This is a genomic window from Streptomyces sp. NPDC007945 (genome assembly GCF_042958885.1).
GTDB lineage: Bacteria > Actinomycetota > Actinomycetes > Streptomycetales > Streptomycetaceae > Streptomyces.
Genome location: NZ_JBIBJV010000008.1, coordinates 318,401 through 342,046, shown reverse-complemented (window position 1 = coordinate 342,046; position 23,646 = coordinate 318,401). Strand labels below are relative to the sequence as shown.

At 73.2% G+C, this 23,646-nt stretch carries 22 protein-coding genes; 16 read left to right on the top strand and 6 right to left on the bottom strand.

Annotated features, from left to right (window positions below; all coding sequences use genetic code 11):
* The first annotated feature begins 164 nt into the window (after positions 1–164).
* The 12 genes from ACFZCF_RS25635 to ACFZCF_RS25580 all read left to right on the top strand — a co-directional run bounded on the left by ACFZCF_RS25635 (position 165) and on the right by ACFZCF_RS25580 (position 10,382).
* The gene (locus ACFZCF_RS25635; RefSeq protein ID WP_388448779.1) at positions 165–734 is read left to right on the top strand and encodes a GNAT family N-acetyltransferase; all 570 of its coding nucleotides are present in this window, start codon (positions 165–167) and stop codon (positions 732–734) included.
* A 219-nt stretch (positions 735–953) separates the two neighbouring features.
* Positions 954–1,037, top strand: coding sequence for a putative leader peptide (locus ACFZCF_RS25630; RefSeq protein ID WP_311136957.1), 84 nt, complete (start codon positions 954–956; stop codon positions 1,035–1,037).
* A gap of 126 nt (positions 1,038–1,163) precedes the next feature.
* Entirely contained in the window at positions 1,164–2,861 is a 1,698-nt protein-coding gene (locus ACFZCF_RS25625) for a nitrite/sulfite reductase (protein WP_189950039.1), read from the top strand.
* Positions 2,858–3,037, top strand: a complete 180-nt coding sequence (locus ACFZCF_RS25620; RefSeq protein WP_388448781.1) for a hypothetical protein — start codon at positions 2,858–2,860, stop codon at positions 3,035–3,037. The genes ACFZCF_RS25625 and ACFZCF_RS25620 overlap by 4 nt, the downstream gene beginning before the upstream one ends.
* Complete coding sequence (locus ACFZCF_RS25615) at positions 3,034–3,768, top strand: phosphoadenylyl-sulfate reductase (protein ID WP_388448783.1); 735 nt, start codon at positions 3,034–3,036, stop codon at positions 3,766–3,768. Before ACFZCF_RS25620 ends, ACFZCF_RS25615 begins: the two co-directional genes overlap by 4 nt.
* Entirely contained in the window at positions 3,768–4,334 is a 567-nt protein-coding gene (gene cysC / locus ACFZCF_RS25610; protein ID WP_388448785.1) for an adenylyl-sulfate kinase, read from the top strand. Before ACFZCF_RS25615 ends, cysC begins: the two co-directional genes overlap by 1 nt.
* Complete coding sequence (gene cysD / locus ACFZCF_RS25605; protein WP_189950047.1) at positions 4,331–5,266, top strand: sulfate adenylyltransferase subunit CysD; 936 nt, start codon at positions 4,331–4,333, stop codon at positions 5,264–5,266. Before cysC ends, cysD begins: the two co-directional genes overlap by 4 nt.
* A 2-nt stretch (positions 5,267–5,268) precedes the next feature.
* A complete protein-coding gene (locus ACFZCF_RS25600) occupies positions 5,269–6,612 on the top strand; it encodes a sulfate adenylyltransferase subunit 1 (RefSeq protein ID WP_388448788.1) in 1,344 nt (447 codons plus the stop codon).
* A gap of 200 nt (positions 6,613–6,812) precedes the next feature.
* Positions 6,813–7,922 (top strand): aliphatic sulfonate ABC transporter substrate-binding protein, encoded by a 1,110-nt coding sequence (locus ACFZCF_RS25595; protein WP_391289031.1) that lies wholly within the window; start codon positions 6,813–6,815, stop codon positions 7,920–7,922.
* A gap of 34 nt (positions 7,923–7,956) precedes the next feature.
* Positions 7,957–8,754 carry an ATP-binding cassette domain-containing protein gene (locus tag ACFZCF_RS25590; RefSeq protein ID WP_391289029.1) on the top strand — a complete coding sequence of 266 codons (798 nt, stop codon included), beginning with the start codon at positions 7,957–7,959 and terminating at the stop codon, positions 8,752–8,754.
* The gene (locus ACFZCF_RS25585; RefSeq protein WP_391289027.1) at positions 8,741–9,628 is read left to right on the top strand and encodes an ABC transporter permease subunit; all 888 of its coding nucleotides are present in this window, start codon (positions 8,741–8,743) and stop codon (positions 9,626–9,628) included. The genes ACFZCF_RS25590 and ACFZCF_RS25585 overlap by 14 nt, the downstream gene beginning before the upstream one ends.
* A gap of 4 nt (positions 9,629–9,632) precedes the next feature.
* A complete protein-coding gene (locus ACFZCF_RS25580; protein ID WP_391289025.1) occupies positions 9,633–10,382 on the top strand; it encodes a CbiX/SirB N-terminal domain-containing protein in 750 nt (249 codons plus the stop codon).
* Here the strand turns inward: ACFZCF_RS25580 and ACFZCF_RS25575 are convergent.
* Positions 10,379–10,930, bottom strand: a complete 552-nt coding sequence (locus ACFZCF_RS25575) for a DUF1697 domain-containing protein (protein ID WP_391289023.1) — start codon at positions 10,928–10,930, stop codon at positions 10,379–10,381. The two genes, ACFZCF_RS25580 and ACFZCF_RS25575, sit on opposite strands and share 4 nt — an antisense overlap.
* Before the next feature lie 372 nt (positions 10,931–11,302).
* Here ACFZCF_RS25575 and ACFZCF_RS25570 point away from each other — a divergent pair, with 372 nt between their 5' ends.
* Both ACFZCF_RS25570 and ACFZCF_RS25565 read left to right on the top strand, forming a co-directional pair.
* Positions 11,303–12,160 carry a phosphotransferase gene (locus ACFZCF_RS25570; RefSeq protein WP_391289021.1) on the top strand — a complete coding sequence of 286 codons (858 nt, stop codon included), beginning with the start codon at positions 11,303–11,305 and terminating at the stop codon, positions 12,158–12,160.
* A gap of 95 nt (positions 12,161–12,255) precedes the next feature.
* Complete coding sequence (locus ACFZCF_RS25565; RefSeq protein ID WP_391289019.1) at positions 12,256–13,086, top strand: alpha/beta fold hydrolase; 831 nt, start codon at positions 12,256–12,258, stop codon at positions 13,084–13,086.
* A 44-nt stretch (positions 13,087–13,130) separates the two neighbouring features.
* Here ACFZCF_RS25565 and ACFZCF_RS25560 read toward each other — a convergent pair whose 3' ends face one another.
* From ACFZCF_RS25560 to ACFZCF_RS25545, 4 genes are all read right to left on the bottom strand, one after another.
* Positions 13,131–13,856, bottom strand: a complete 726-nt coding sequence (locus tag ACFZCF_RS25560) for an exonuclease domain-containing protein (protein ID WP_391289017.1) — start codon at positions 13,854–13,856, stop codon at positions 13,131–13,133.
* An 88-nt stretch (positions 13,857–13,944) separates the two neighbouring features.
* Complete coding sequence (locus tag ACFZCF_RS25555; protein WP_388448807.1) at positions 13,945–15,231, bottom strand: SAV2148 family HEPN domain-containing protein; 1,287 nt, start codon at positions 15,229–15,231, stop codon at positions 13,945–13,947.
* Between the two features lie 108 nt (positions 15,232–15,339).
* Positions 15,340–16,662: a copper amine oxidase gene (locus ACFZCF_RS25550; protein ID WP_388448809.1), complete on the bottom strand. Its 1,323-nt coding sequence runs from the start codon at positions 16,660–16,662 to the stop codon at positions 15,340–15,342.
* 70 nt (positions 16,663–16,732) lie between these two features.
* Entirely contained in the window at positions 16,733–17,581 is an 849-nt protein-coding gene (locus ACFZCF_RS25545) for a Tat pathway signal sequence domain protein (RefSeq protein ID WP_391289014.1), read from the bottom strand.
* Positions 17,582–17,718: 137 nt separating this feature from the next.
* Here ACFZCF_RS25545 and glgX point away from each other — a divergent pair, with 137 nt between their 5' ends.
* Positions 17,719–19,839: a glycogen debranching protein GlgX gene (gene glgX, locus ACFZCF_RS25540; protein WP_388448813.1), complete on the top strand. Its 2,121-nt coding sequence runs from the start codon at positions 17,719–17,721 to the stop codon at positions 19,837–19,839.
* Here glgX and ACFZCF_RS25535 read toward each other — a convergent pair.
* Complete coding sequence (locus ACFZCF_RS25535; RefSeq protein ID WP_391289012.1) at positions 19,793–21,052, bottom strand: MFS transporter; 1,260 nt, start codon at positions 21,050–21,052, stop codon at positions 19,793–19,795. The two genes, glgX and ACFZCF_RS25535, sit on opposite strands and share 47 nt — an antisense overlap.
* A gap of 81 nt (positions 21,053–21,133) precedes the next feature.
* Here ACFZCF_RS25535 and treY point away from each other — a divergent pair, with 81 nt between their 5' ends.
* Positions 21,134–23,605, top strand: a complete 2,472-nt coding sequence (gene treY, locus ACFZCF_RS25530) for a malto-oligosyltrehalose synthase (RefSeq protein ID WP_391289010.1) — start codon at positions 21,134–21,136, stop codon at positions 23,603–23,605.
* The last annotated feature ends 41 nt before the right edge of the window (positions 23,606–23,646 follow it).

Below are 23,646 nucleotides of genomic sequence, written 5' to 3'. Positions count from 1 at the left end.
GCGACACCCTTACCCCCACCCCCCACCCCCCACCCCTGACCCCCGGCCCCCTGCCCCCGGCTCGCGACCCACCCCGGCCCACGCCGACCCCGACCTCCGCCCCCGCCCCCCCGACCCCCCGGACCCCCCTGGGAATCCCGCGCTCCGCATGATGCGATAAGGGCATGAGCATCACTCTCACCACCTGGTCCCTGGAACAGACCTCGCCGGACGACCTGCGCCCGGCCCAGCTCCCCGAGGGCGGGGACGTCGTCGTCCGGCGGGCCGAGGTCCCCTCCCCCGAGTTCAGCCGCTTCCTCTACACCGCGGTCGGCGGCGACATCCACTGGGCCGACCGGCTGTCGCTCTCGTACGCGCAGTGGAAGGAGATAGCGGAGAAGCCGGGCGCCGAGATCTGGGTGGCGTACGACCGGGGGACGCCGGCCGGGTACGTGGAGTTCGACCCGCAGGACGACGGGGTCGTCGAGATCGTCTACTTCGGCCTGATCCCCGCCTTCCGGGGCCGCCGCATCGGCGGCCACCTGCTCACCGAGGGCGTCCGGCGCGCCTGGGACCTGGCCGAACGCTGGCCGGACCGTGAGCCGACCAAGCGGGTCTGGCTGCACACGTGCTCGCTCGACGGGCCGCACGCCATGGCCAATTACGAGCGCCGCGGCTTCCGTCTCTTCGACACGAAGACCGAGACGGTCGAGGAGGCCGAGACGCCCGGACCGTGGCCGGGGGCCCGGGCCTGAGCGCCCACCGCCCCATCACCCACCACCACCCCATCACCGATCACCCCCCACCCCCACCCCCACCCCCACCCCCACCCCACCCCTCCCACCGCGCGAAAGGGGCCCCACCCAGGCCCCCTTCACGTGACCCAGACCACACCGTCTCACTCAACGAGACGTTCATGTCCACATCCCGGACGAAGCTGGACTGGTTCCAAAGTCCCGTGACACGCTTCCGCCATGCCTGGAACTGGAACTGCCTTGGTGAGTCGGCGGCACGTCGACCTCGGCCGCATGTCCAGCGCCATCTGTCCGGCGCGCTGAGCAAGCCAGCACTGCCGCACCTCCCTCTCTGCCCGACCCTGCTGCGCACTGACGCGCCACTCTCTGTTCTGCGCGCGCGTGTGCAGGTCAGAGCCGCCCTCTCGCAGTCCCGAAGGACAAGACGCCATGGCCGCCACCCCGGAAAACCCCACTCCCGCCGCCGCCCGCCGCAAGACCGGGCGCCACCGTGGCGAGGGTCAGTGGGCCGTGGGGCACTTCACCCCGCTGAACGGCAATGAGCAGTTCAAGAAGGACGACGACGGTCTCAACGTGCGGACACGCATTGAGACGATCTACTCCAAGCGTGGATTCGACTCGATCGACCCCAACGACCTGCGCGGGCGCATGCGGTGGTGGGGCCTGTACACCCAGCGGAAGCAGGGGCTCGACGGCACGAAGACCGGCGTCCTGGAGCCGGAGGAGCTGGACGACGAGTACTTCATGCTCCGCGTCCGCATCGACGGCGGCCGGCTGACCACGCGGCAGCTCCGGGTGATCGGCGAGATCTCGGAGGAGTTCGCGCGCGGCACCGCCGACATCACGGACCGGCAGAACGTCCAGTACCACTGGATCCGGATCGAGGACGTGCCCGAGATCTGGAACCGCCTGGAGGCGGTCGGGCTCTCCACCACCGAGGCGTGCGGCGACACCCCGCGCGTCATCCTCGGCTCGCCGGTGGCCGGCATCGCCGAGGACGAGATCATCGACGGCACCCCCGCCATCGACGAGATCCAGCGCCGGATCGTCGGCAACAAGGACTTCTCCAACCTGCCCCGCAAGTTCAAGTCCGCCGTCTCCGGTTCGCCGCTGCTCGACGTGGCCCACGAGATCAACGACGTCTCCTTCGTCGGCGTCGTCCACCCGGAGCACGGCCCCGGCTTCGATGTCTGGGTCGGCGGCGGTCTCTCCACCAACCCCAAGCTCGGCGTCCGGCTGGGCACCTGGGTCTCCCTGGACGAGGTCCCCGACGTCTACGAGGGCGTCATCTCGATCTTCCGCGACTACGGCTACCGCCGGCTGCGCAATCGCGCCCGGCTGAAGTTCCTCGTCGCCGACTGGGGCGCGGAGAAGTTCCGCCAGGTCCTGGAGGACGAGTACCTGAAGCGGAAGCTGACCGACGGCCCGGCCCCGGCCGAGCCGGCCGGCCGCTGGCGCGACCACGTCGGTGTGCACCGGCAGAACGACGGCAACTTCTACGTCGGCTTCGCCCCGCGCGTCGGCCGGGTGGACGGCCCCACCCTCACCAAGATCGCCGAGCTGGCGGAGGCGCACGGCTCCGGCCGGGTCCGCACCACCGCCGAGCAGAAGATGATCGTCCTCGACGTCGTCGAGTCGCAGGTGGAGTCGCTCGTCGCCGCCCTGGAGGCGCTCGACCTGCGCGTCACGCCGTCGCCGTTCCGCCGCGGCACGATGGCCTGCACCGGCATCGAGTTCTGCAAGCTGGCGATCGTCGAGACCAAGGGCCGCGGTTCGGCGCTCATCGACGAACTGGAGCGCCGCCTCCCCGACTTCGACGAGCCGCTGACCATCAACATCAACGGCTGCCCGAACGCCTGCGCCCGCATCCAGGTCGCGGACATCGGCCTCAAGGGCCAGCTCGTCCTGGACGACGAGGGCAACCGCGTCGAGGGCTACCAGGTCCACCTGGGCGGCGCCCTCGGCCTGGAGGCCGGCTTCGGCCGCAAGGTCCGCGGCCTGAAGGTCACCTCGGCCGAGCTGCCCGACTACGTGGAGCGCGTCCTCACCCGCTACCGGGCGGAGCGCGAGGACGGCGAGCGCTTCGCCACCTGGGCGGCCCGCGCCTCGGAAGAGGCGCTGTCATGAGCGAGCGCGCCGCCCCGTTCTACTGCCCGTACTGCGGCGACGAGGACCTGCGTCCGAACGAGCAGGGCCACGGGGCCTGGGAATGCGCCGCGTGCGGTCGAGCCTTCCAGCTGAGGTTCCTGGGGCTCCTCGCCCCGGCGACTTCGCACAAGACCACGGGAGGGGAAGAGATATGACGACCGCTCAGGACGGCCGGGGCAGCCGGGCCGGCGCGGAGACCACCGACGCCGAACTGAAGGCGCTCGCCGAGCAGGCCGGCCGCGACCTGGAGGACGCCTCCGCGCTGGAGATCCTCCAGTGGGCCACCGCCACCTTCGGGCCGAGGTTCTGCGTGACCTCCTCCATGGAGGACGCGGTCGTCGCCCACCTCGCCTCCCGCGCCATGCCCGGCGTGGACGTCGTCTTCCTCGACACCGGCTACCACTTCGAGGAGACGATCGGCACCCGTGACGCCGTCGAGGCCGTCATGGACGTCAAGGTCATCACCCTGACCCCGCGTCAGACGGTGGCCGAGCAGGACGCCGAGTACGGGCCGAGGCTGCACGACCGCGACCCCGACCTGTGCTGCGCGCTGCGCAAGGTCCGGCCGCTCCAGGAGGGGCTGACCGGATACACCGCGTGGGCGACCGGGCTGCGCCGCGACGAGTCGCCGACCCGGGCGAACACCCCGGTGGTCGGCTGGGACGAGAAGCGCCGCAAGGTGAAGGTCTCCCCCATCGCCCGCTGGACGCAGGACGACGTCGACGCGTACGTGGCGGAGTTCGGGGTCCTGACCAACCCGCTCCTCATGGACGGGTACGCCTCCGTCGGCTGCGCGCCCTGCACCCGCCGGGTCGAGGCGGGCGAGGACGCCCGGGCCGGCCGCTGGGCCGGCCGCGCCAAGACCGAATGCGGGCTGCACGGCTGATGACCACCCCCGACACCCCCCTGGAGACCCCCGTGACCGGTGCCACCGTCTGGCTCACCGGCCTGCCGAGCGCCGGCAAGACCACGATCGCCTACGAGCTGGCCGGCCGGCTGCGCGAGGAGGGCCGCCGCGTCGAGATCCTCGACGGCGACGAGATCCGCGAGTTCCTCTCCGCCGGCCTCGGCTTCTCCCGCGAGGACCGGTTCACCAACGTGCAGCGGATCGGCTTCGTCGCCGAACTGCTCGCCTCGCACGGCGTGACCGTGCTTGTCCCGGTCATCGCCCCGTACGCCGACAGCCGCGAGGCGGTCCGCAAGCGCCACCAGGCCGAGGGAACCCCCTTCGTCGAGGTGCACGTGGCCACCCCGGTCGAGGTCTGCTCGGTCCGCGACGTCAAGGGCCTGTACGCCAAGCAGGCCGCCGGCCAGATCTCCGGCCTGACCGGCGTCGACGACCCGTACGAGGCCCCCGAGGCCCCCGATCTCCGGATCGAGTCCCAGAACCAGACCGTGCAGGAATCGGCGGCGCAGCTCCACGCGCTGCTCACCGAGAGGGGTCTCTCATGACGACCGTCGCTCATGTCCACGAGGAGACCGACAGCCCGTTCGCGCTGTCGCACCTCGACTCGCTGGAGTCCGAGGCCGTCCACATCTTCCGTGAGGTGGCGGGCGAGTTCGAGCGGCCGGTGATCCTCTTCTCCGGCGGCAAGGACTCCATCGTCATGCTGCACCTGGCGCTGAAGGCCTTCGCCCCGGCGCCGGTCCCCTTCACGCTGCTGCACGTCGACACCGGGCACAACTTCCCCGAGGTCATCGAGTACCGCGACCGGGTCGTCGCCCGGCACGGGCTGCGGCTGCACGTCGCGTCCGTGCAGGAGTACATCGACCGCGGCGCCCTCAAGGAGCGTCCGGACGGCACCCGCAACCCGCTGCAGACCGTGCCGCTCACCGAGGCGATCCAGCAGCACCGTTTCGACGCGGTGTTCGGCGGCGGCCGGCGCGACGAGGAGAAGGCCCGCGCCAAGGAGCGGGTGTTCTCGCTGCGCGACGAGTTCTCGCAGTGGGACCCGCGCCGCCAGCGCCCCGAGCTGTGGCAGCTGTACAACGGCCGGCACGCCCCCGGTGAGCACGTACGGGTCTTCCCGCTGTCCAACTGGACCGAGCTGGACGTCTGGCAGTACATCCAGCGGGAGGGGATCGAGCTCCCGGAGATCTACTTCGCGCACGAGCGCGAGGTCTTCGCCCGCAACGGCATGTGGCTGACGGCCGGCGAGTGGGGCGGCCCGAAGGAGTCGGAGACGGTCGAGACGCGGTTGATCCGCTACCGCACGGTCGGCGACATGTCCTGCACCGGCGCCGTCGACTCGGACGCCACCACGCTGGACGCCGTCATCGCCGAGATCGCCGCCTCCCGTCTCACCGAGCGGGGTGCCACCCGGGCCGACGACAAGCTGTCCGAGGCCGCGATGGAAGACCGCAAGCGCGAAGGGTACTTCTAACCATGAGCACGTCCACCGAGCAGCCGGCCGCCGAGCTGGCCGCCACCACCCTGCTGCGCTTCGCCACCGCCGGCTCCGTCGACGACGGCAAGTCGACCCTGGTCGGCCGCCTCCTGCACGACTCCAAGTCGGTCCTCGCCGACCAGCTGGAGGCCGTCGAGCACGCGTCCCGCAGCAGGGGCCAGGAGGCGCCGGACCTGGCGCTGCTGACCGACGGCCTGCGGGCCGAGCGGGAGCAGGGCATCACGATCGACGTGGCGTACCGCTACTTCGCGACCCCGCGCCGGCGGTTCATCCTCGCCGACACCCCGGGGCACGTGCAGTACACCCGGAACATGGTGACGGGCGCGTCGACGGCCGAGCTGGCCGTGGTCCTCGTCGACGCGCGCAACGGCGTCGTCGAGCAGACCCGCCGGCACGCGGCGGTCGCCGCCCTGCTCCGCGTCCCGCACGTGGTCCTGGCCGTGAACAAGATGGACCTCGTCGACTACGCGGAGCCCGTCTTCGCCGCGATCGCCGAGGAGTTCACCACGTACGCCTCCGAGCTCGGCGTCCCGGAGATCACCGCGATCCCGATCTCGGCGCTCGCCGGCGACAACGTGGTGGAGCCGTCCGCGAACATGGACTGGTACGGCGGCCCCACCGTCCTGGAGCACCTGGAGACCGTTCCGGTCAGCCACGACCTGACGGCCTGCCACGCCCGCTTCCCGGTGCAGTACGTGATCCGTCCGCAGACGGCCGAGCACCCCGACTACCGGGGTTACGCGGGCCAGATCGCGGCCGGTGCCTTCCGGGTGGGCGAGGAGATCACCGTCCTGCCCTCGGGCAGGACGTCGACGATCACCGCGATCGACGCGCTGGGCGAGCCGGTGGACATCGCCTGGGCCCCGCAGTCGGTGACGATCCGGCTCGCGGACGACATCGACATCTCGCGCGGCGACCTGCTCGCCCCGAGCGCCGACGCCCCGGCGACCAGCCAGGACGTCGAGGCGACGGTCTGCCACGTGGCGGACCAGCCGCTCACCGTCGGCCAGCGGGTGCTGCTCAAGCACACCACCCGCACGGTCAAGGCGATCGTGAAGGAGATCCCGTCCCGGCTCACCCTGGACGACCTCTCCCAGCACCCGGAGCCCGGGCGGCTCGTCGCCAACGACATCGGCCGGGTGCGGGTGCGCACGGCGGAGCCGCTGGCGCTGGACGCGTACGCCGACTCCCGCAGGACCGGTTCGTTCCTGCTGATCGACCCGGCCGACGGCACCACGCTGGCGGCCGGCATGGCGGGCGAGTCCTTCGCCACCGCCAAGGCCGTGGTGGCCATCGAGGACGAGGAAGGCTGGGACTTCTGACGATGCATCAGGACTTCTACGGCTCTTTCGCGAAGGAAGGGGGCCGGGTGGGTTCCGGCGCCCTCGGCGCAGGCAGGGGAGGTGTCGCGCGATGTGCGTGCTGACCGCCTCCGCGCACGGCTGTCGCCGTGCGACGACGCTCCACCCGCACCGCCGCAAACGCAGACCACAGACCCACTGAACCGAGGGGAAGACCTCCCGTGCCTGCCACCACCCGCACCACCACGCTCCGCGGCCTCGCCGCCGCCGCCACGCTGCCTCTGCTGATCGGCGCGCTCGCCTCGTGCGGCTACGGCTCCGAGGCCAAGAACGACAAGGAACAGGTGGCGGCGACGGGCGAGAAGCTCTCCGCCGACTCCGTACGGCTCGGGTACTTCCCCAACCTGACCCACGCCACCGCGCTCGTGGGCCACCAGGAGGGCATCCTCCAGAAGGAGCTGGGCGGCACCAAGCTGGACGTCTCCACGTTCAACGCCGGCCCCTCCGAGATCGAGGCGCTCAACGCCGGCTCGATCGACATCGGCTTCATCGGCCCCTCCCCGGCGATCAACGGCTACACCAAGTCCAAGGGCAAGAACCTCCGCATCATCGGCGGCTCCGCCTCCGGCGGCGTCAAGCTCGTGGTCAACCCGGAGAAGATCAAGACCCTGGCGGACGTCAAGGGCAAGCGGATCGCGACCCCGCAGCACGGCAACACGCAGGACGTCGCGTTCCTCAACTGGATCTCCGAGCAGGGCTGGAAGGTCGACGCCGAGAGCGGCAAGGGCGACGTCTCCGTCTTCCGCACCGACAACAAGGTGACCCCGGACGCCTACAAGTCCGGTTCGATCGACGGCGCGTGGGTCCCGGAGCCGACCGCGTCCAAGCTCGTCAGCGAGGGCGCCAAGGTCCTCCTCGACGAGTCGACGCTGTGGCCCGACAACAAGTTCGTCATCACCAACATCATCGTGTCCCAGACGTTCCTGAAGGAGCACCCGGACGTGGTGGAGGCCGTGCTGCGCGGCTCGGTGAAGACCAACGCCTGGATCAACGCCAACCCGGAGAAGGCCAAGGAGTCGGCCAACGCCAAGCTGAAGGAGCTGACCGGCAAGCCGCTCGGCGCCAAGGTCATCGACGGCGCCTGGCCGTCGATCCGGTTCACGAACGACCCGCTGGCCGCCACCCTCCAGGCCCAGGCCGACCACGCGGTGAAGGCCGGTCTCCTGGAGCAGCCCGACCTCAAGGGCATCTACGACCTGAAGGCGCTCAACAAGGTCCTCAAGGCCGAGGGACAGCCCGAGGTCGCCGACGCCGGTCTCGGCGTCAAGTAACCAGCCAACCGCTGCTACCCAGGAGGTGACGACCATGGCCACGCCCACGACGCTCGCCAAGGCCGAGGACAGCGCGCCCGCCACAGGGCACGCCGCGCGCCTCGCGCACGTCTCCAAGTCCTTCGGCGGCCCCGCCGGCGGCCAGCTCGTCCTGGACGACATCTCCCTCGATGTCGCCCCCGGCGAGTTCGTCACCCTTCTGGGAGCCTCGGGCTGCGGAAAGTCCACGCTGCTCAACCTGGTCGCCGGGCTCGACCGGCCGTCCGCGGGGTCGATCGAGACCCCCGGCGGCCGGCCGGCCCTGATGTTCCAGGAGCACGCCCTCTTCCCGTGGCTGACCGCCGGGAAGAACATCGAACTCGCCCTGAAGCTGCGCGGACTCCCGAAGGCGGAGCGCCGCCCGGAGGCCGAGCGGCTGCTCGAACTGGTCCGGCTCGGCGGCTCGTACGGCAAGCGGGTCCACGAGTTGTCCGGCGGCATGCGGCAGCGCGTGGCGCTGGCCCGTTCCCTGGCGCAGGCCAGCGACCTGCTCCTGATGGACGAGCCGTTCGCCGCGCTCGACGCCATCACCCGGGACGTGCTCCACGACGAGCTGACCCGGATCTGGCGGGAGACGAACCTCTCCGTCCTCTTCGTCACCCACAACGTGCGCGAGGCCGTGCGGCTGGCCCAGCGCGTCGTCCTCCTCTCCTCGCGGCCCGGCCGGATCGCGCGGGAGTGGACCATCGACATCCCGCAGCCGCGCCGCATCGAGGACGCCGCCGTGGCGGAACTGTCCGTCGAGATCACCGAAGAACTGCGTGGGGAGATCCGCCGCCATGGCCAGCACTGAGACCCCCGTCCGCAAGGGCGACGACCTCGCGGGCCTGGAGGCCGGACTCGACGCGCTGGAGAGCGTGCAGATCCGCCGCACCCCGGTGCGCGAGGTGCTGCTGAAGAAGGTGCTGCCGCCGGTCCTGGCGATCGTGCTGGTCCTGGCGGTCTGGCAGCTCCTCGTCACCCTGGAGGTGACCGACGCGGGCAAGCTGCCGTCGCCCGGCGCCGTCTGGGCCAGCCTGTCCACGATGTGGCTGGAGGGCACCCTCCTGGAGGTGCTGTGGACCAGCGTCTCCCGCGCCCTCCTCGGCTTCCTGCTCGCCCTGGCGATCGGCACCCCGCTGGGGCTGCTCGTCGCCCGGGTGGGCGTGATCCGCACCGCGATCGGCCCGATCCTGGCCGGCCTCCAGTCACTGCCGTCGGTGGCCTGGGTGGCGCCCGCCGTCCTGTGGCTGGGCCTCAACGACTCGATGATGTACGCGGTGATCCTGCTCGGCGCGGTCCCGTCCATCGCCAACGGCCTGGTGGCCGGCGTCGACCAGGTGCCGCCGCTCTTCCTGCGGGCCGGGCGGACGCTCGGCGCGACCGGGCTCAAGGGCGCCTGGCACATCGTGATGCCGGCCGCGCTGCCCGGATACCTGGCGGGACTCAAGCAGGGCTGGGCGTTCTCCTGGCGCTCGCTGATGGCCGCCGAGATCATCGCCTCCTCCCCCGACCTGGGCCTCGGCCTCGGCCAGCTCCTGGAGAACGGCCGCAACAACTTCGACATGCCGGGGATCTTCCTCGCGATCTTCCTCATCCTGCTCGTCGGCATCGCGATCGACCTGCTCTTCTTCAGCCCGCTGGAGCGCGCGGTCCTGCGCCGCCGCGGTCTGCTCGTGAAGGCCTGATCCGATGCGCACGTCCCCGGCCCTCCTCGTCATCGCCCACGGCAGCCGCGACCCGCGGCACGCGGCGACCGTCCAGGCGCTGGTGCGCCGGGCCGGCGCGCTGCGGCCGGGGGCGCGGGTGGAGACCGCGTTCCTGGACTTCAACCTGCCGTCGGTGGCGGGCGTCCTGGACCGGCTCGCCGCCGAGGGGGTGCGGGAGGTGGTGGCGCTGCCGCTGCTGCTGACCCGGGCCTTCCACGCGAAGGCCGACATCCCCGCCGTCCTGCGCCAGGCCCCCGCCTCGCTGCGGATCCGCCAGGCGGAGGTCCTGGGCCCGTCCCCGCTGCTCCTCGCGACGGTGGAACGGCGCCTGTACGAGGCCGGGCTCACGCCCGCCGACAAGAGCACCACCGGGGTCGTCCTGGCCTCGGCGGGCTCCACCGACCCGGAGGCGATCGCGGCGATCGCAGAAACGGCGCGGGAGCTGCGGCGCACCGGTTGGTGCTCCGTGCGACCCGCGTTCGCCTCCGCATCCCTTCCCAGGACCGAGGCCGCGGTCCGGGCCCTGCGGGGCGAACGGGGCGTCCGCCGCGTGGCGGTGGCCCCGTACGTGATCGCCCCGGGCCGCCTCCCCGACCGCATCGCCGCCGGCGCGGCGGAGGCCGACGTCCTGTCCGACGTCCTGGGCCCCTCGCCCGAACTCGCCGCCCTCCTCGTGGAGCGCTACCGGGAGGCCCTGCGCGCCCCGGAACGCCTGGCGGTCGCGGCCGGCTAGCCGGTGGTCAGTTCCACCAGTCTGCGGACGGTGTTCCAGTTGCGGGCGGTGGCGACGAGACCCTTGGTGACGGACGGGCGCAGGACGGCCTCGGCGAGCTTGGAGCGGCCGAGGCCGTCCGGCGTGTAGAGGTACACCACGCGGTCGCCGAGCGCGAAGGCCTCGGGGGCGAACGCCTCGGGGTCGATCGAGGCGAAGCGGTCGGGGGTGACCGGGGCGGAGCAGTAGACGGCGTGCAGCTGTTTGCCCTCCAGGTCGGCCGCCGGGAAGGGGCAGGCCTCGGCGACGGCGGCCAGGTAGGCGGCGTCGCGGACCAGGCAGTCGCAGGTGAAGCCGAAGCGCTGGGCGACGGCCCGCTCGACGGCGGTGGCGAGGGTGGTCTCGGAGGCGGGTCCGTCGGTGGTGAAGACGGCGTTGCCGCTCTGGAGGTAGGTGCGGACGTCGCGGTGGCCGAGGCCTTCGAGGAGCTCGCGCAGCTCGGCCATGGGCAGCTTCCGCCGGCCGCTCACGTTGATGCCGCGGAGGAGGAGCGCGTACGTCGTGGTCATGCGGGCCACTCTAGGGGCTGTCGTCGAACTCCCGGCGTCGCCCGGAGGGCGGCCCCGCGGCGTCAGGTGCGTGCTCTCGGCGTGCCGGGCGCGAGGCCTCGTACGGGACGTACTCGGCCTTGTGCCCTGTGCGGCGAGAGGGCGTGCATGGCGTCGTGGGGCAGGCGGGAGTTCGACGACAGGCCCTAGCGGCCACCGCGCCTCGTGGGGGGCGGCGCGGTGGCTGGATCGAACCCTTCCCGATGGGCGGGCGGGAGCGGAAGGGCCGTCACGCAGTTGTGACTTATCAAACAAGGTTTCGTAATGACGGGGGGTGCGGCCACGGGTGGGAGACTTCGGGCGGAAGACGTACCACCGGGCAGGGAGAGAGTGATGGACGAGGCGAGGGCGCGGGAGATCCTGGCGGCGGCGGGGCTGGCGGCCGGCGGGGCGCGGCTCCTCGCGCTGGGCGAGAACGCGGTCTTCGCGGTGGACGGCCTGGTCGTGAAGGTGGGCCGGTCCGCCGAGCTGTTCGAGCGGGCGAAGCGGGAGGTGGCGCTGGCCGGCCGGCTCGCGGAGGCCGGGGTCCCGGCGGTGCGGGCGGCGGAGCGGGAGCCGCGTCTCGTCGAGGGGCATCCGCTGACCTTCTGGCACCCGCTGCCGGACGCCGTCCGGCCGACCGAGCCGCGCGACCTGGCGCCGCTGCTGCGGGCGGTGCACGCGCTGCCCGAGCCGACGGACCTCGTCCTGCCCCGGCGGGAGCTGCTCGGCGGGGTGGAGCGGTGGTTGCGGCTGGCCGGTGAGGCGATCGACCCGGCGGACGCGGCCTTCCTGCGGGAGCGCCGGGACGCCTTCGCCCCGGCGGCGGCCGCGCTCACCCCGCACCTGGCCCCGGGCCCGATCCACGGCGACGCCCTGCCGCGCAATGTGCGGGTGGGTCCGCGGGGGCCGGTCCTGATGGACCTGGAGACCTTCTCCTCCGATCTGCGCGAGCACGACCTGGTGGTGCTCGCGCTCTCCCGGGACCGGTACGGCCTGGACCCGGCGGCCTACGACGCCTTCACCGAGGCGTACGGCTGGGACGTGCGGGAGTGGGAGGGGTGCGCGGTGCTGCGCGGGGCGCGGGAGACCGCGAGCTGTGCCTGGGTGGCGCAGCACGCGCCGCACGACCCGAAGGCGCTGGCCGAGTTCGAGCGGCGGGTGGCGTCGCTGCGGGAGGGCGATCCCGAGGTCCGCTGGTACCCCTTCTGACCGGTTCCCGTCGTCCTGCCGCCGACTGGTGGGCGTTCCCCCCGGGCTGTCATCATGATCGTCGACGAACGGGCCGACGGGAACGGGGTGTTGTGATGCGCGTGCGGTTGTCCGAGGTGACTCTCGACGTCGAGGTGAGCGGGGAGGGGCCGGTGGTCCTGCTCCTCCACGGCTTCCCCGACAGCCACCTCCTGTGGCGCCGTCAGGTTCCGGCGCTGAACGCCGCGGGCTACCGGACGGTCGCCCCGACGCTCCGCGGCTTCGGCGCCTCGGACCGTCCGGAGGGCGGCCCGGAGGCGTACAGCCCGGCGAAGCACGTGGGCGACATGCTGGAGCTCCTCGCGCACCTGGAGGTGGACCGCTTCCACGTGGTGGGGCACGACTGGGGGTCGGCCGTCGCGCAGGGGCTCGCCTCGGTGGTGCCGGAGCGGGTGAGCGGCCTGGGCCTGCTGTCGGTGGGGCACGTGACGGCGGTGCTGGGCGCGGGCTGGGAGCAGAAGCAGCGCTCCTGGTACATGCTGCTGTTCCAGCTGGCCGGGCTGGCGGAGGACTGGCTCTCCCGGGACGACCACGCCCAGCTGCGGGAGATGCTGGCCGAGCACGCGGACGCGGAGCAGGTGATCGAGGCGCTGCGGGCGCCGGGGGCGCTGACGGCCGCGCTGAACATCTACCGCTCGGGCTTCCCGGCGGAGGCGCAGTTCGGTCCTGAGGTTCCGGCGGCGCCGCTGCCGGCCGGGGTGCCGGTGATGGGCGTGTGGTCCACCGGGGACCGCTTCCTCACGGAGCGCTCGATGGAGCGGACGGGCGAGGTGGCCGGCGGCCCCTGGCGGTACGAGCGGGTCGAGGACGCGGGGCACTGGCTCCAGCTGGACCAGCCGGAGGTCCTGAACGACCTGCTGCTGTCGTTCCTCAAGGAGCACGCCTGACAGGGGTCCTGAGGAGCGGGGCGGGGCGGTCGGCCGACGCCCCGTCAGGGGGTCGCGGCCACCGGCTCGCCGCGCAGCGGCCAGACCGGGTCGACCACCGCGTCCCGGTCGCCCTTGCGCCGCAGGAAGTCCTGGAAGTTCTCGGCCCAGGCGCGGTACCAGCCGATCTGCCGCTGGTGCAGCTCGGCCGGGTGGAGGGCGGCCACCTGCGGGTGCCGCTCGGCTATCGCGAGGGCGACCCGGACGGCGGCGAGGGCGTCGGCGGACGCCTGGTGGGCGCGGGTGAGCTCGACGCCGTACTCGCCGCAGACCGCTTCCAGGGTGCGCTTGCCGCGGCGGTAGCGGTCGACGGCCCGGTCGATGGTGTACGGGTCGACGACGGGGCCTATCCCGGTGCCGCCCATCCGCTCGGCGAGCGAGGGCAGTCCGTGCCGGCGCAGCTCGGCGGAGAGCAGGCTCAGGTCGAAGGAGGCGTTGTACGCGACGACGGGGACGCCCTGGATCCAGTACCGGGTCAGGGTCGCGGCGACCTCGTCGGCGACCTCGCGGACCGGGCGGCCCTCGGCGGCGGCGCGCTCGCTGCTGATGCCGTGGATGGCCGAGGCCTGTTCGGGGATGCGGACGCCGGGGTCGGCGAGCCAGTCGAGCTGGCCGGTGACCGTGCCGCCGCGGACCTCGACGATCGACGCGGTGACGATGCGGGATTCGAGCGGGTCCGTTCCGGTCGTCTCCAGGTCGAAGCCGACCAGTGCTTCCCCATGCCAGGCCATCGGGTCCTCCTTACGTGATCTCCCCCGTGGTGCTCACACCCTCGCACGCGCCTCTGACAACGCGGCCGCGAGGGGCGGGGCACGGGGCTCAGGAAACGGGCCGGGAGTCCAGCCAGACGGACTCGAACTCCTCCCGGTAGGTCTCGAAGAGTCCGTGGTCCGCGTCACGTCCGGGGGTGTCGTGGCGGACGACGGCGCGGCCGCCGCCGCGCAGGACGAGGACGGGGGCCTCCATGCCGCGGGCCCTGCGGAGGTAGGACTGGACGACGCCGACGCCGTCGGGGCCGTCGCCGTCGACGAGGTAGGCGGTGAAGCGGGGGGTCTCGTCGAAGACGTGGATCTGGAAGGCGTCGGGGTCGCGGAGCTTGGAGCGGACCCGGCGCATGTGGAGGATGTTCATCTCGACGGAGCGGCTCAGCTCGCCCTTGCGGATGCCGAGCTCCCGCTCGCGGCGCTTGACGGCGCTGCTGGCGGGGTTGAGGAAGAGGAGCCGTATCCGGCAGCCGGACTCGGCGAGGCGGACCATGCGGCGGCCGGAGAAGTTCTGCACGAGCAGGTTCAGGCCTATGCCGGTGGCGTCGAGGCGGCGGGCGCCGCCGAAGAGGTCCTCGGCGGGGAGCTGGCGCTGGAGCCGGACGCGGTCGGGGTGGACGGAGACGACGTCGGCGTACCGGTCGCCGACGAGGTCCTCGACGGCGTCGACGGGGAGCCGCTCGGCGGAGGGGACGCCGGCGCCGCCGCCGAGGATCTCCAGGATGCGGGCGGAGGCCCGTTCGGCCTGGGCGAGGACGGTGGGCGAGAGGGCCCGGTTGCGGGAGACGACGTTGCGGGTCACCTCCAGTTCGTCGAGGGCGAGTTCGACCTCGCGCCGGTCGTCGAAGTAGGGCTCGAAGCAGGGCCAGTGCTGGACCATCAGCTCGCGGAGCTGGGGGAGGGTGAGGAAGGAGAGGACGTTGTCGTCGGCAGGGTCGAGGAGGTAGCCCTTGCGGCGGGAGACCTCGCGGACGGCGACGGCCCGGCGGACCCATTCCTGGCCGGCCGGGCCGGCCGCGGCGACGACCCACTCGTCTCCGTGGACGGGCTCGTAGACGGGCCTGAGGACGGCGGCGACGACGGCCCTCATCCGCTGTTCGACGAGGTTGAGCCAGATGTAGGCGCGGCCGGCGCGCTGGGCGCGGGTGCGGACCTCGCTCCAGGCCTCGGCGCCCCAGTCGAGTTCGGCGCCGATCTCCACGGGGCGGGCCACCTGGACCGCCCCGGGGGGTGCGGCCGGGCCCGTGGGGAGGATCACCGTGGGCGGCGCCTCCCCTGGGTCGGCCGGTCCCCCCTCGTGACCCGCGTCACCTGGGGGCAGCTCAAGGCCTCCCGAGCTCACCCGCGCACCGCCTTCTGCTCTGGACGCCCGTCCCGATTCTTCCGACAAGATCAAGGAAGGGTACTCCGCGAGCGGGAGGCGGTGCAGCAGGATCGGTCGGCGGCTTGCTCAACTCCGGGTGTCGGGCTGTCCGTTCTGGGAGGCGAGATCGGACGGAGTGAGGGGATTCATAGCGGTTACGTCCCTGGGGGCGAGCTGGAAGCCCTGCCAGTGGACGGGCATGGGCTGCTGGTCCTCGTCCCGGGCGACGTGGTGGAACCCGATGTTGACCCAGACGGTGGGGTTGGTGAGCGTCTCCCCGTTCACCCACTTGTCCACGCTGTCGCCGGCGCCGGCCGGGCAGTTGCCGATGTTGTTGCTGGCGTACTGCTCGCAGGCGCGGGACTGGGTGAAGTAGACGTCGTGCCGGGTGAAGCCGCGGCCCGCGTGGGTGTCGGTGTGGCCGGGGACGATCTCGTAGCTGCGGGCGTGGCCGTCGGCGTTCTTGCCGGTGCCGCTGACCACCCGCCACCAGCGCATGTTCTTCGCGTCGCCGGCGAGTTCCTTCGTCACGGTGGTGCGCTTGGTGTGCACGGTGGGGCTGCCGTCGCCGGCGGGCGGGGTGACGGTGGAGTCGTACTGCTCGACGCGGTCGCGGCCGCCGTCGAGGCCGAAGTCGAGCTTCCAGAAGACGTTGTGGGCGTGGCTGGTGGCGTAGCCGCGGGCGCCCTTGCCGATGGGCCAGCCGCGGCCGTCGGTGGCGTTGTAGTCGACGGGCGAGAGGCTGCCGGTGGCGCCGACGTTGGCGCCAATGGTGCCGTCGGAGGAGAAGCGCCACTCGGATATGTACTCGTACCAGCCGACCTTGTTGACGGTGTAGACGAGCAGGTCCTTGGCCTGGGCCTGGTAGACGCCGGCGCCGGAGTCGCTGGCCATGCGGTAGGCGTGGCCGCGGGCGCGGGTGGTGGTGCAGAGGCCCTTGACGGTGCCGACCTCGGGGACCTTGACGGAGGAGAGGGTGCCGCCGGGGCATTCGGCGGGCTTGAGGTCCTGCAGGCCCCAGCCGAAGCCGGCGCCGGTGAGGTCGTCGTACTCGGCGCCGCCGTCGTCGTACGGTACGTGGATCTGGGCGAGCCGGGCGCTGGTGAGGACGCGGACCGGGGCGCCGCCGGGCGGCTGGTAGGTGACCCGGTCGAGGATCAGGCCGGCGTCGGTGCTGTAGCGCCAGCACATGTCCCAGGAGGCGCCGCCGTCGAGCTTCCGGGTGACCCGGTGGGCGGGCGAGCAGACGGCCGAGACCGGGGGCTTGGCGAGGGTGGGCCGGGGCCCGGGCGTGGGCGGCGGGGTGGGCGTCGGCGCGGGTGCCGCGGCGGCGGTGGCGGTGCCGAGGAAGGCGGTGGCCGCGAGGGCGGCGAGGATCCCCCTGGCTCGCCGGTGGAGCGGGCGGGTCATGCGGGCGTGACTCCTTGCGTGCGGGCCCCGGCGGAGCCGGGGCGGGTGGTGGAACGGCGGCCGGCGGTGGTCAGCCGACGCGGACGACGTTCTTCGCGGAGAGGTCGACGATGAGGTTCCGGGTGTCGATCCAGGCGCCGTTGCGGACCTTGGTGACGAGCCGGACGCAGCGGTGTTCGCCGCAGCGGGAGAGCGCCTCGGGGACGTTCTTCTCGCGGTAGGTGCGGTAGACGTCGCCGTTGAACCAGAGCTGGTCGGCGCTGGTGAGCTCGGTGCCGGTGGCGTCCCGGTAGTCCTCCTTCACGCCCTTGCCGAGGGGGCTCGCGAGGATCAGTTCGAGGGCGGCGCGCAGTTCCTCGGGGTGGGCCGAGGGCTGCACCCCGCGCCGGGCGGCGGTGGTCTCGACCTTGCCCGTGGCCAGGTCGACGGTCCGGGTGACGAGCTCGTCGCGGGCGTAGTCGTAGAAGCGGACCTGGGCGCGGCGGTCGGCCTCCCGCCCGGGGACCGGGTCGGCGAGTTCGGTGCCGAGGTGCTGCGGGCGGCCCCGGTCGCCGTCGACGTCCTGCCGGGCGGCGGAGTCGGCGGTGCCGAGGGCGAGCGCGCGGGCCCGGGCCAGTTCGTCGTCGGTCAGCGGATCGGTGCCGCTGCCCCGCGCGCCCTCGGGGGCGGGCGGGACGACGGTGGCGGGGGCGAGCGCGGCGGCTCCCCGGCCGCCCGCTCCCTCCGCGCCCCCGGCGCCGTCCGTGCCCCGGGCGCCGTCCGCGGGCGCGCTCCCGGAGGCGGCCCCGCGGGCGGCGGGCGAGTCCTCCGCGCCTGCCGTGCCCGGCAGGCTGATCGCGACCGCGACGGCGGTGCCCGTCACCGCCATGGCCGCTCCGGCCACCACCTTCCCCAGGTGGCGGCGCACTATTTCGTACACATTTCCCCCTCTATCCCCCGCTTGGCCTGCGGTCACCCGGTAGGACGGGGCGAGTTCCCGCGAGGTTGCTCGTCTTTCGGGCAGGATCTGGCCGAAGAGCACGCATGAACCCGGACAGAAGAGGAATATTCGTATCCATGCAGGTCTGGCCGGGACGGGCGTACCCCTTGGGCGCCACCTATGACGGAGCGGGCACCAACTTCGCGGTCTTCTCGGAGGCGGCGCACCGCGTGGAACTGTGTCTCATCGACGACGACGGCACGGAGACGTCCGTCGAACTGCGCGAGACGGACGCCTTCGTCCGTCACGCCTATCTGCCCGGCGTGATGCCGGGGCAGCGGTACGGCTTCCGGGTGCACGGGCCGTACGCGCCGGAGCGCGGCCTCCGCTGCAATCCGTCGAAGCTCCTCCTCGACCCGTACGCGCGGGCGATGTCGGGCGCGATCGACTGGGGCGAGGCGGTGTACGGGTATCCCTTCGGGCGCCCGGACGCGCGCAACGACCTGGACTCGGCCGGCCGGACGATGACCTCGGTGGTGGTGAACCCGTACTTCGACTGGGGCGACGACCGCCGGCCGCGCACCGAGTACCACCACACGGTGATCTACGAGGCCCATGTGAAGGGCCTGACCAAGCTGCACCCGGACCTTCCGGAGGAGCTGCGCGGCACCTACGCCGGGCTCGCGCACCCCTCGGTCATCGGGCACCTGAAGGAACTGGGCGTCACGGCGCTCGAACTGATGCCGGTCCACCAGTTCGTGAACGACCACCGGCTGGTGGACGCGGGGCTCTCGAACTACTGGGGCTACAACACGATCGGCTTCTTCGCCCCGCACAACGCCTACGCCTCCTGGGGCGACCGGGGCCAGCAGGTCCTGGAGTTCAAGTCGGCGGTGCGGGCGCTGCACCAGGCGGGCATCGAGGTCATCCTGGACGTGGTCTACAACCACACGGCGGAGGGCAACCACCTGGGTCCGACGCTCTCCCTCCGCGGCCTGGACAACCCCTCCTACTACCGGCTCGCCGACGACCCGCGGTACTACATGGACACCACGGGCACCGGGAACTCGCTGCTCATGCGGTCCCCGCACGTCCTCCAGATGATCATGGACAGTCTGCGGTACTGGGTGACCGAGATGCACGTGGACGGCTTCCGCTTCGACCTGGCGGCCACCCTGGCCCGGCAGTTCCACGAGGTGGACCGGCTGTCGTCCTTCTTCGACCTGGTGCAGCAGGACCCGGTGGTCAGCCAGGTGAAGCTGATCGCGGAACCGTGGGACGTCGGCGAGGGCGGCTACCAGGTGGGGAACTTCCCGCCGCTGTGGACCGAGTGGAACGGCAAGTACCGGGACTGCGTGCGGGACCTGTGGCGGGGCGAGCCGCGCACGCTCGCCGAGTTCGCGTCCCGGCTGACCGGCTCCTCCGATCTGTACCAGGACGACGGCCGACGCCCGCTGGCCTCGGTCAACTTCGTGACCTGCCACGACGGCTTCACGCTGCGCGACCTCGTCTCGTACAACGAGAAGCACAACGAGGCCAACGGGGAGGGCAACCGGGACGGGGAGAGCCACAACCGGTCCTGGAACTGCGGGGCGGAGGGCGAGACCGACGACGTCGGGATCAAGGAGCTGCGGGCCCGCCAGATGCGCAACTTCCTCGCCACGCTGATGCTGTCGCAGGGCGTGCCGATGCTCAGCCACGGCGACGAGTTCGGCCGCACCCAGGGCGGCAACAACAACGCCTACTGCCAGGACGGCGAGGTGTCCTGGGTGCGGTGGCCCAAGGAGAACAGCGAGGCGGAGGCGACGCTGCTGCGCTTCACCCGGGCGATGGTGCGGCTCCGCCGCGAGCACCCGGTCTTCCGGCGCCGCCGCTTCTTCCACGGCCGGCCGGTGGAGGGCACCCACGACGAACTCACCGACATCGCCTGGTTCACCCCCGAGGGCGACGAGATGACGGCCCGCGACTGGCAGGCGGCGCACGCCAGGGCGCTGACCGTCTTCCTCAACGGCAACGCCATCTCGGAGCCGGGCCCGCAGGGCGAGCGGATCGCCGACGACTCCTTCCTGCTGATGTTCAACGCCTCCTCGCAGGAGCTGGAGTTCGCGGTCCCGGACAGCCACGGGCGGTGCTGGCGGACGGTGGTGGACACCTCGGAGCCGGACGGGCTGCCGCCCCGGGAGGGTCCGGAGATCGGAGCGGGCGAGCGCGTCACCCTCGCGCCGCTGAGCCTGACGGTGCTGCGCCGCCCCGCGTGACCTCCGGCCCGCGCGGCGCCCTCCCCGTCCGTACGGTCCAGGAGAGCACCGCGCAGGCCGCGGCCGCCCCCACCGCCACCGCGAAGGCGGCGGGGGCGCCGTGCTGTTCGGCGAGCCGCCCGGAGAACGCCAGGGCGAGGGCCTGGCCGCCGACGATCCCGCTGGTCAGGAAGGCCATGGACTCGGCGAGCCGGCCCGCGGGGACGGACCGCTCGGTCAGTGCGAAGACCGTGATCAGGTGCGGGGCGTAGGCGGCGCCGAGCACGGTCACCACCGCGTACAGGCCGGTGAGGGAGTCGACCGCGAGCAGCGGCAGGGAGAGCAGGACGAGCCCGGCGGTCGCGGCCCGCCAGCGGAGGGTGAGCCCGACCGTGGCGGGCAGGGCGGCGAGCGACAGGCCGACGGCGGCGCTCATCACCCCCATCGCCGCGTAGACGAGGCCCGCCTGGGCGGGGACGCCGAGACCGGCGGTGAGGGCGGTGATCCCGGCCTGGGAGGCGCCGAACATGGCGCCCTGGAGGACCATCGTCACCCGCAGGGCGTACGCGGAGCCGGGCAGCCGCGTCCGTTCGGCGGCGCCCGTGCGGGTGGCCGTGCCTTCCGGTGGGCTCGCGGCCGCGGCCGCGGTCGGGTGGAGGGCGAAGCCGGTGCCGCAGAGCGCGAGGAGCAGGGCCGCGCCGAGCAGCGCGGCGCCGGGGTGGGCGAGGGCGGCGGCGAGGCCGACGAGCGCGGGACCGAGGACGAAGGAGACCTCGTCGAGGGTGCCCTCGAAGGAGAGGACGGCGCCGACGGTCCGGTCGTCGGAGCCGGCGCGGCGGGCGAGCGCCACCGACCGGGTCCGGGCGAGCGGCCCGATCTGCGGGACGGTCGCCCCGGCGAGCAGCGCCAGCGGCACGAGGAGCCCGGTCGGGGCGTCGGCGACGGCGGCGAGGACGAGGGCGGCGACCGCGAGGGCGTTGGCGAGGGAGGCCGCGAGGACCGGACCGCGCTGGCCGCGCCGGTCCGCGAGCCGCCCGAGCAGCGGGCCCGCGACGGTCTGCCCGGCGGCCAGCGCGCCGCCCGCGAGCCCCGCCGTGGCGAGCGAGCCGCTGGTCTCCGCGACCAGCAGCACGCTGCCGAGCTGGCACATCGCGGTGGGCAGCCGGCCGAGGAAGGACAGGACCGGAAGGGCGGGGCCGAGCAGACAGAGGGTGTCGCGGTACGTCCGGAGCATCGGCCGAAAGTAACCGGATACCCACGAACGGGTGCATCGGGTGATGACACGGAAGCTTCCGTACGGGGTACGTACGTTCGCATGACGTCCAACCCGTCCGCACCCCCGCCGTCCGAGCACCGGCCGTCCGCGCACCGGCCGTCCGACCGGACGCCGTCCGCACGTCCCCGTCCCGGCGGCACGCCCTCCACCGCCGCGTCCGGGCCGCCCGCCGCGCCGCCCCGGCCAGGGCCGCCCGTCGTCCCCCGCGCCACCTACCGGCTCCAGCTCCAGCCCGCGTTCCCGTTCGCCGCCGCCGAACGGGTGGTGCCGCACCTCGCCGGGCTCGGCGTCTCCCATCTGCACCTCTCCCCCGTCCTGGAGGCGGTGCCCGGTTCCGCCCACGGCTACGACGTCACCGACCACCGGGCGGTCCGGGCGGAGCTGGGCGGCGAGGCGGGGCTGCGGGCGCTCACCGCCACCGCCCGCGCGCACGGGCTCGGTCTCGTGGTGGACCTGGTCCCCAACCACATGGCGGCCTCGCCGCTCCACAACCACGCGCTGCGGGACCTCCTGCGGCACGGCCCGGACTCCCCGTACGCCCGCTGGTTCGACGTCGACCGGTCCGCCGGGGACGGCAGGATCCTGCTGCCGGTGCTGCCCGCGCGGCTCCCGGAGGTGCGGGACCGGCTGCGGGTCGAGGAGGGGGTGCTCCGCCTGGACGGGCAGGAGTTCCCGCTCCGGCCGGGCACCGAGGACCTGCCGCTCGACGAGCTCCTGGCCCGGCAGCACTACCGCCTCGGCTGGTGGCGGCTCGCCCGCACCGAGCTGGGCTACCGGCGCTTCTTCACCGTCTCGGACCTGATCGGGGTGCGGGTGGAGGACCCCGAGGTGTTCCGGGAGACCCACGCGACGATCCTGCGGCTGGTCGCCGACGGGGTGATCGAGGGGCTGCGGATCGACCACCCCGACGGGCTCGCCGACCCGCACGGCTACCTGGAGCGGCTGTCGGCGGAGACCGGCGGCCGGTGCTGGATCGTCGTCGAGAAGATCCTCACCGGGGACGAGACCCTGCCGGCCTCCTGGCCGGTGGCCGGCACCACCGGCTACGACGCCCTGCGCTTGGTCGACGGCGTCCTCACCGACCCGGTCGGCGCGGCCGAACTCGCGGACGTGTACCGCGCGTTCACCGGCCGGACCGGGGACCGGGGCGGGGCGTGGGAGGCGACCGCCCGGCGCGCCGCGTACGAGGTGGTGCGGCACGACCTGGCGGCCGAGACGAACCGGCTGACCCGGGAGGCGGTACGGCTCTGCGCGGCCCGTCCCGCGCACCACGACCACGCGCCGTGGGCGCTGCGGACCGCGATCGAGGAGCTCCTCGTGCGCGTGCCGGTCTACCGGCCCTACGGCGCCGGCGACGCGGAGCGGCTCCTCACCCCCGAGGTCGTCCGGGGCGCGCGGGCCGCCTTCGCCGTCCCGGAGGAGGCGGCGGCCGTGGACGCCGTACGGGAGCTGCTCCTCGGCGAGGACCCCGAACTCGTGCGTTTTCGGGCCAGGTTCGCGCAGACGTCCTCGGCGCTGCGGGCCAAGTCGACGGAGGACACCGCCTTCTACCGGTACGCGCCGCTGCTCTCTGCCAACGAGGTCGGCGGCGACCCGGGCCGGCCGGCCGTCCCGGTCGAGGAGTTCCATGCGGCCTGCGCCCGGCTCGCCCGCGACTGGCCGGCGACCGGCACGGTCCTCACCACCCATGACACCAAGCGCAGCGCGGACGTGCGGGCGGCGATCGCGGTGCTCGCGCAGTGCCCGGACGTGTGGGCCGGGTTGCTGGCCGAGGTCGCCGGGGTGCCGGTGCCGGATCCGCACCTGGCCTGGACGGCGTGGCAGACCGCGTTCGGCTTCGGCACCCCGGATCCGGAGAGGATCGGCCCGGCCGTGCTCAAGGCCGTGCGGGAGGAGGGGCTGCGGACGTCCTGGACCGAGCAGGACCCGGCGTACGAGCGGGCGGTGGCCGAGTTCACGGCGGCCGGGCCCGGCCGGGTGCCGTTGCGGGCGGCGTCCGAGGCGGCGTTCGCCCTGGAGCCGCACATCCGGGCCCAGGCGGACGGCGCGGCGCTGGTGCAGCTGACCATGCCCGGTGTGCCGGAGCTGTACCAGGCCACCGAGCGGGAGTACCGGGCGCTCGTCGACCCCGACAACCGCGCGCCGTACGAGCCGGGCCCGGACGACGACCGGACGGCGCTGGTGCGGGCCGCGCTGGGGCTGCGCCGCGAGCGTCCGGCGGCCTTCGGCCCGGGCGGCGGCCACACCCCGCTGGTCGCGGAGGGCCCGGCGGCCGCGCACTGCCTGGCCTTCGCCCGCGGGGGCCAGGTGGTGTCGGCGGTGACCCGGCTGTCGCTGCGGCTCGCGGAGGCGGGCGGCTGGCGGGACACCGAACTGGTGCTCCCGGAGGGCCGGTGGGCCGATGTCCTGGACGGCGTACGGGAGTTCACGGGAGGCCCCGAGAGCGAGCTCAAGCTGGCGGAACTCTTCGCCGACCGCCCGGTCGCCCTCCTCGCGCGGATCACGGAGTGAGGCGCGCGGAGCGCCGCTGACACGACGACGGGACACGGGCG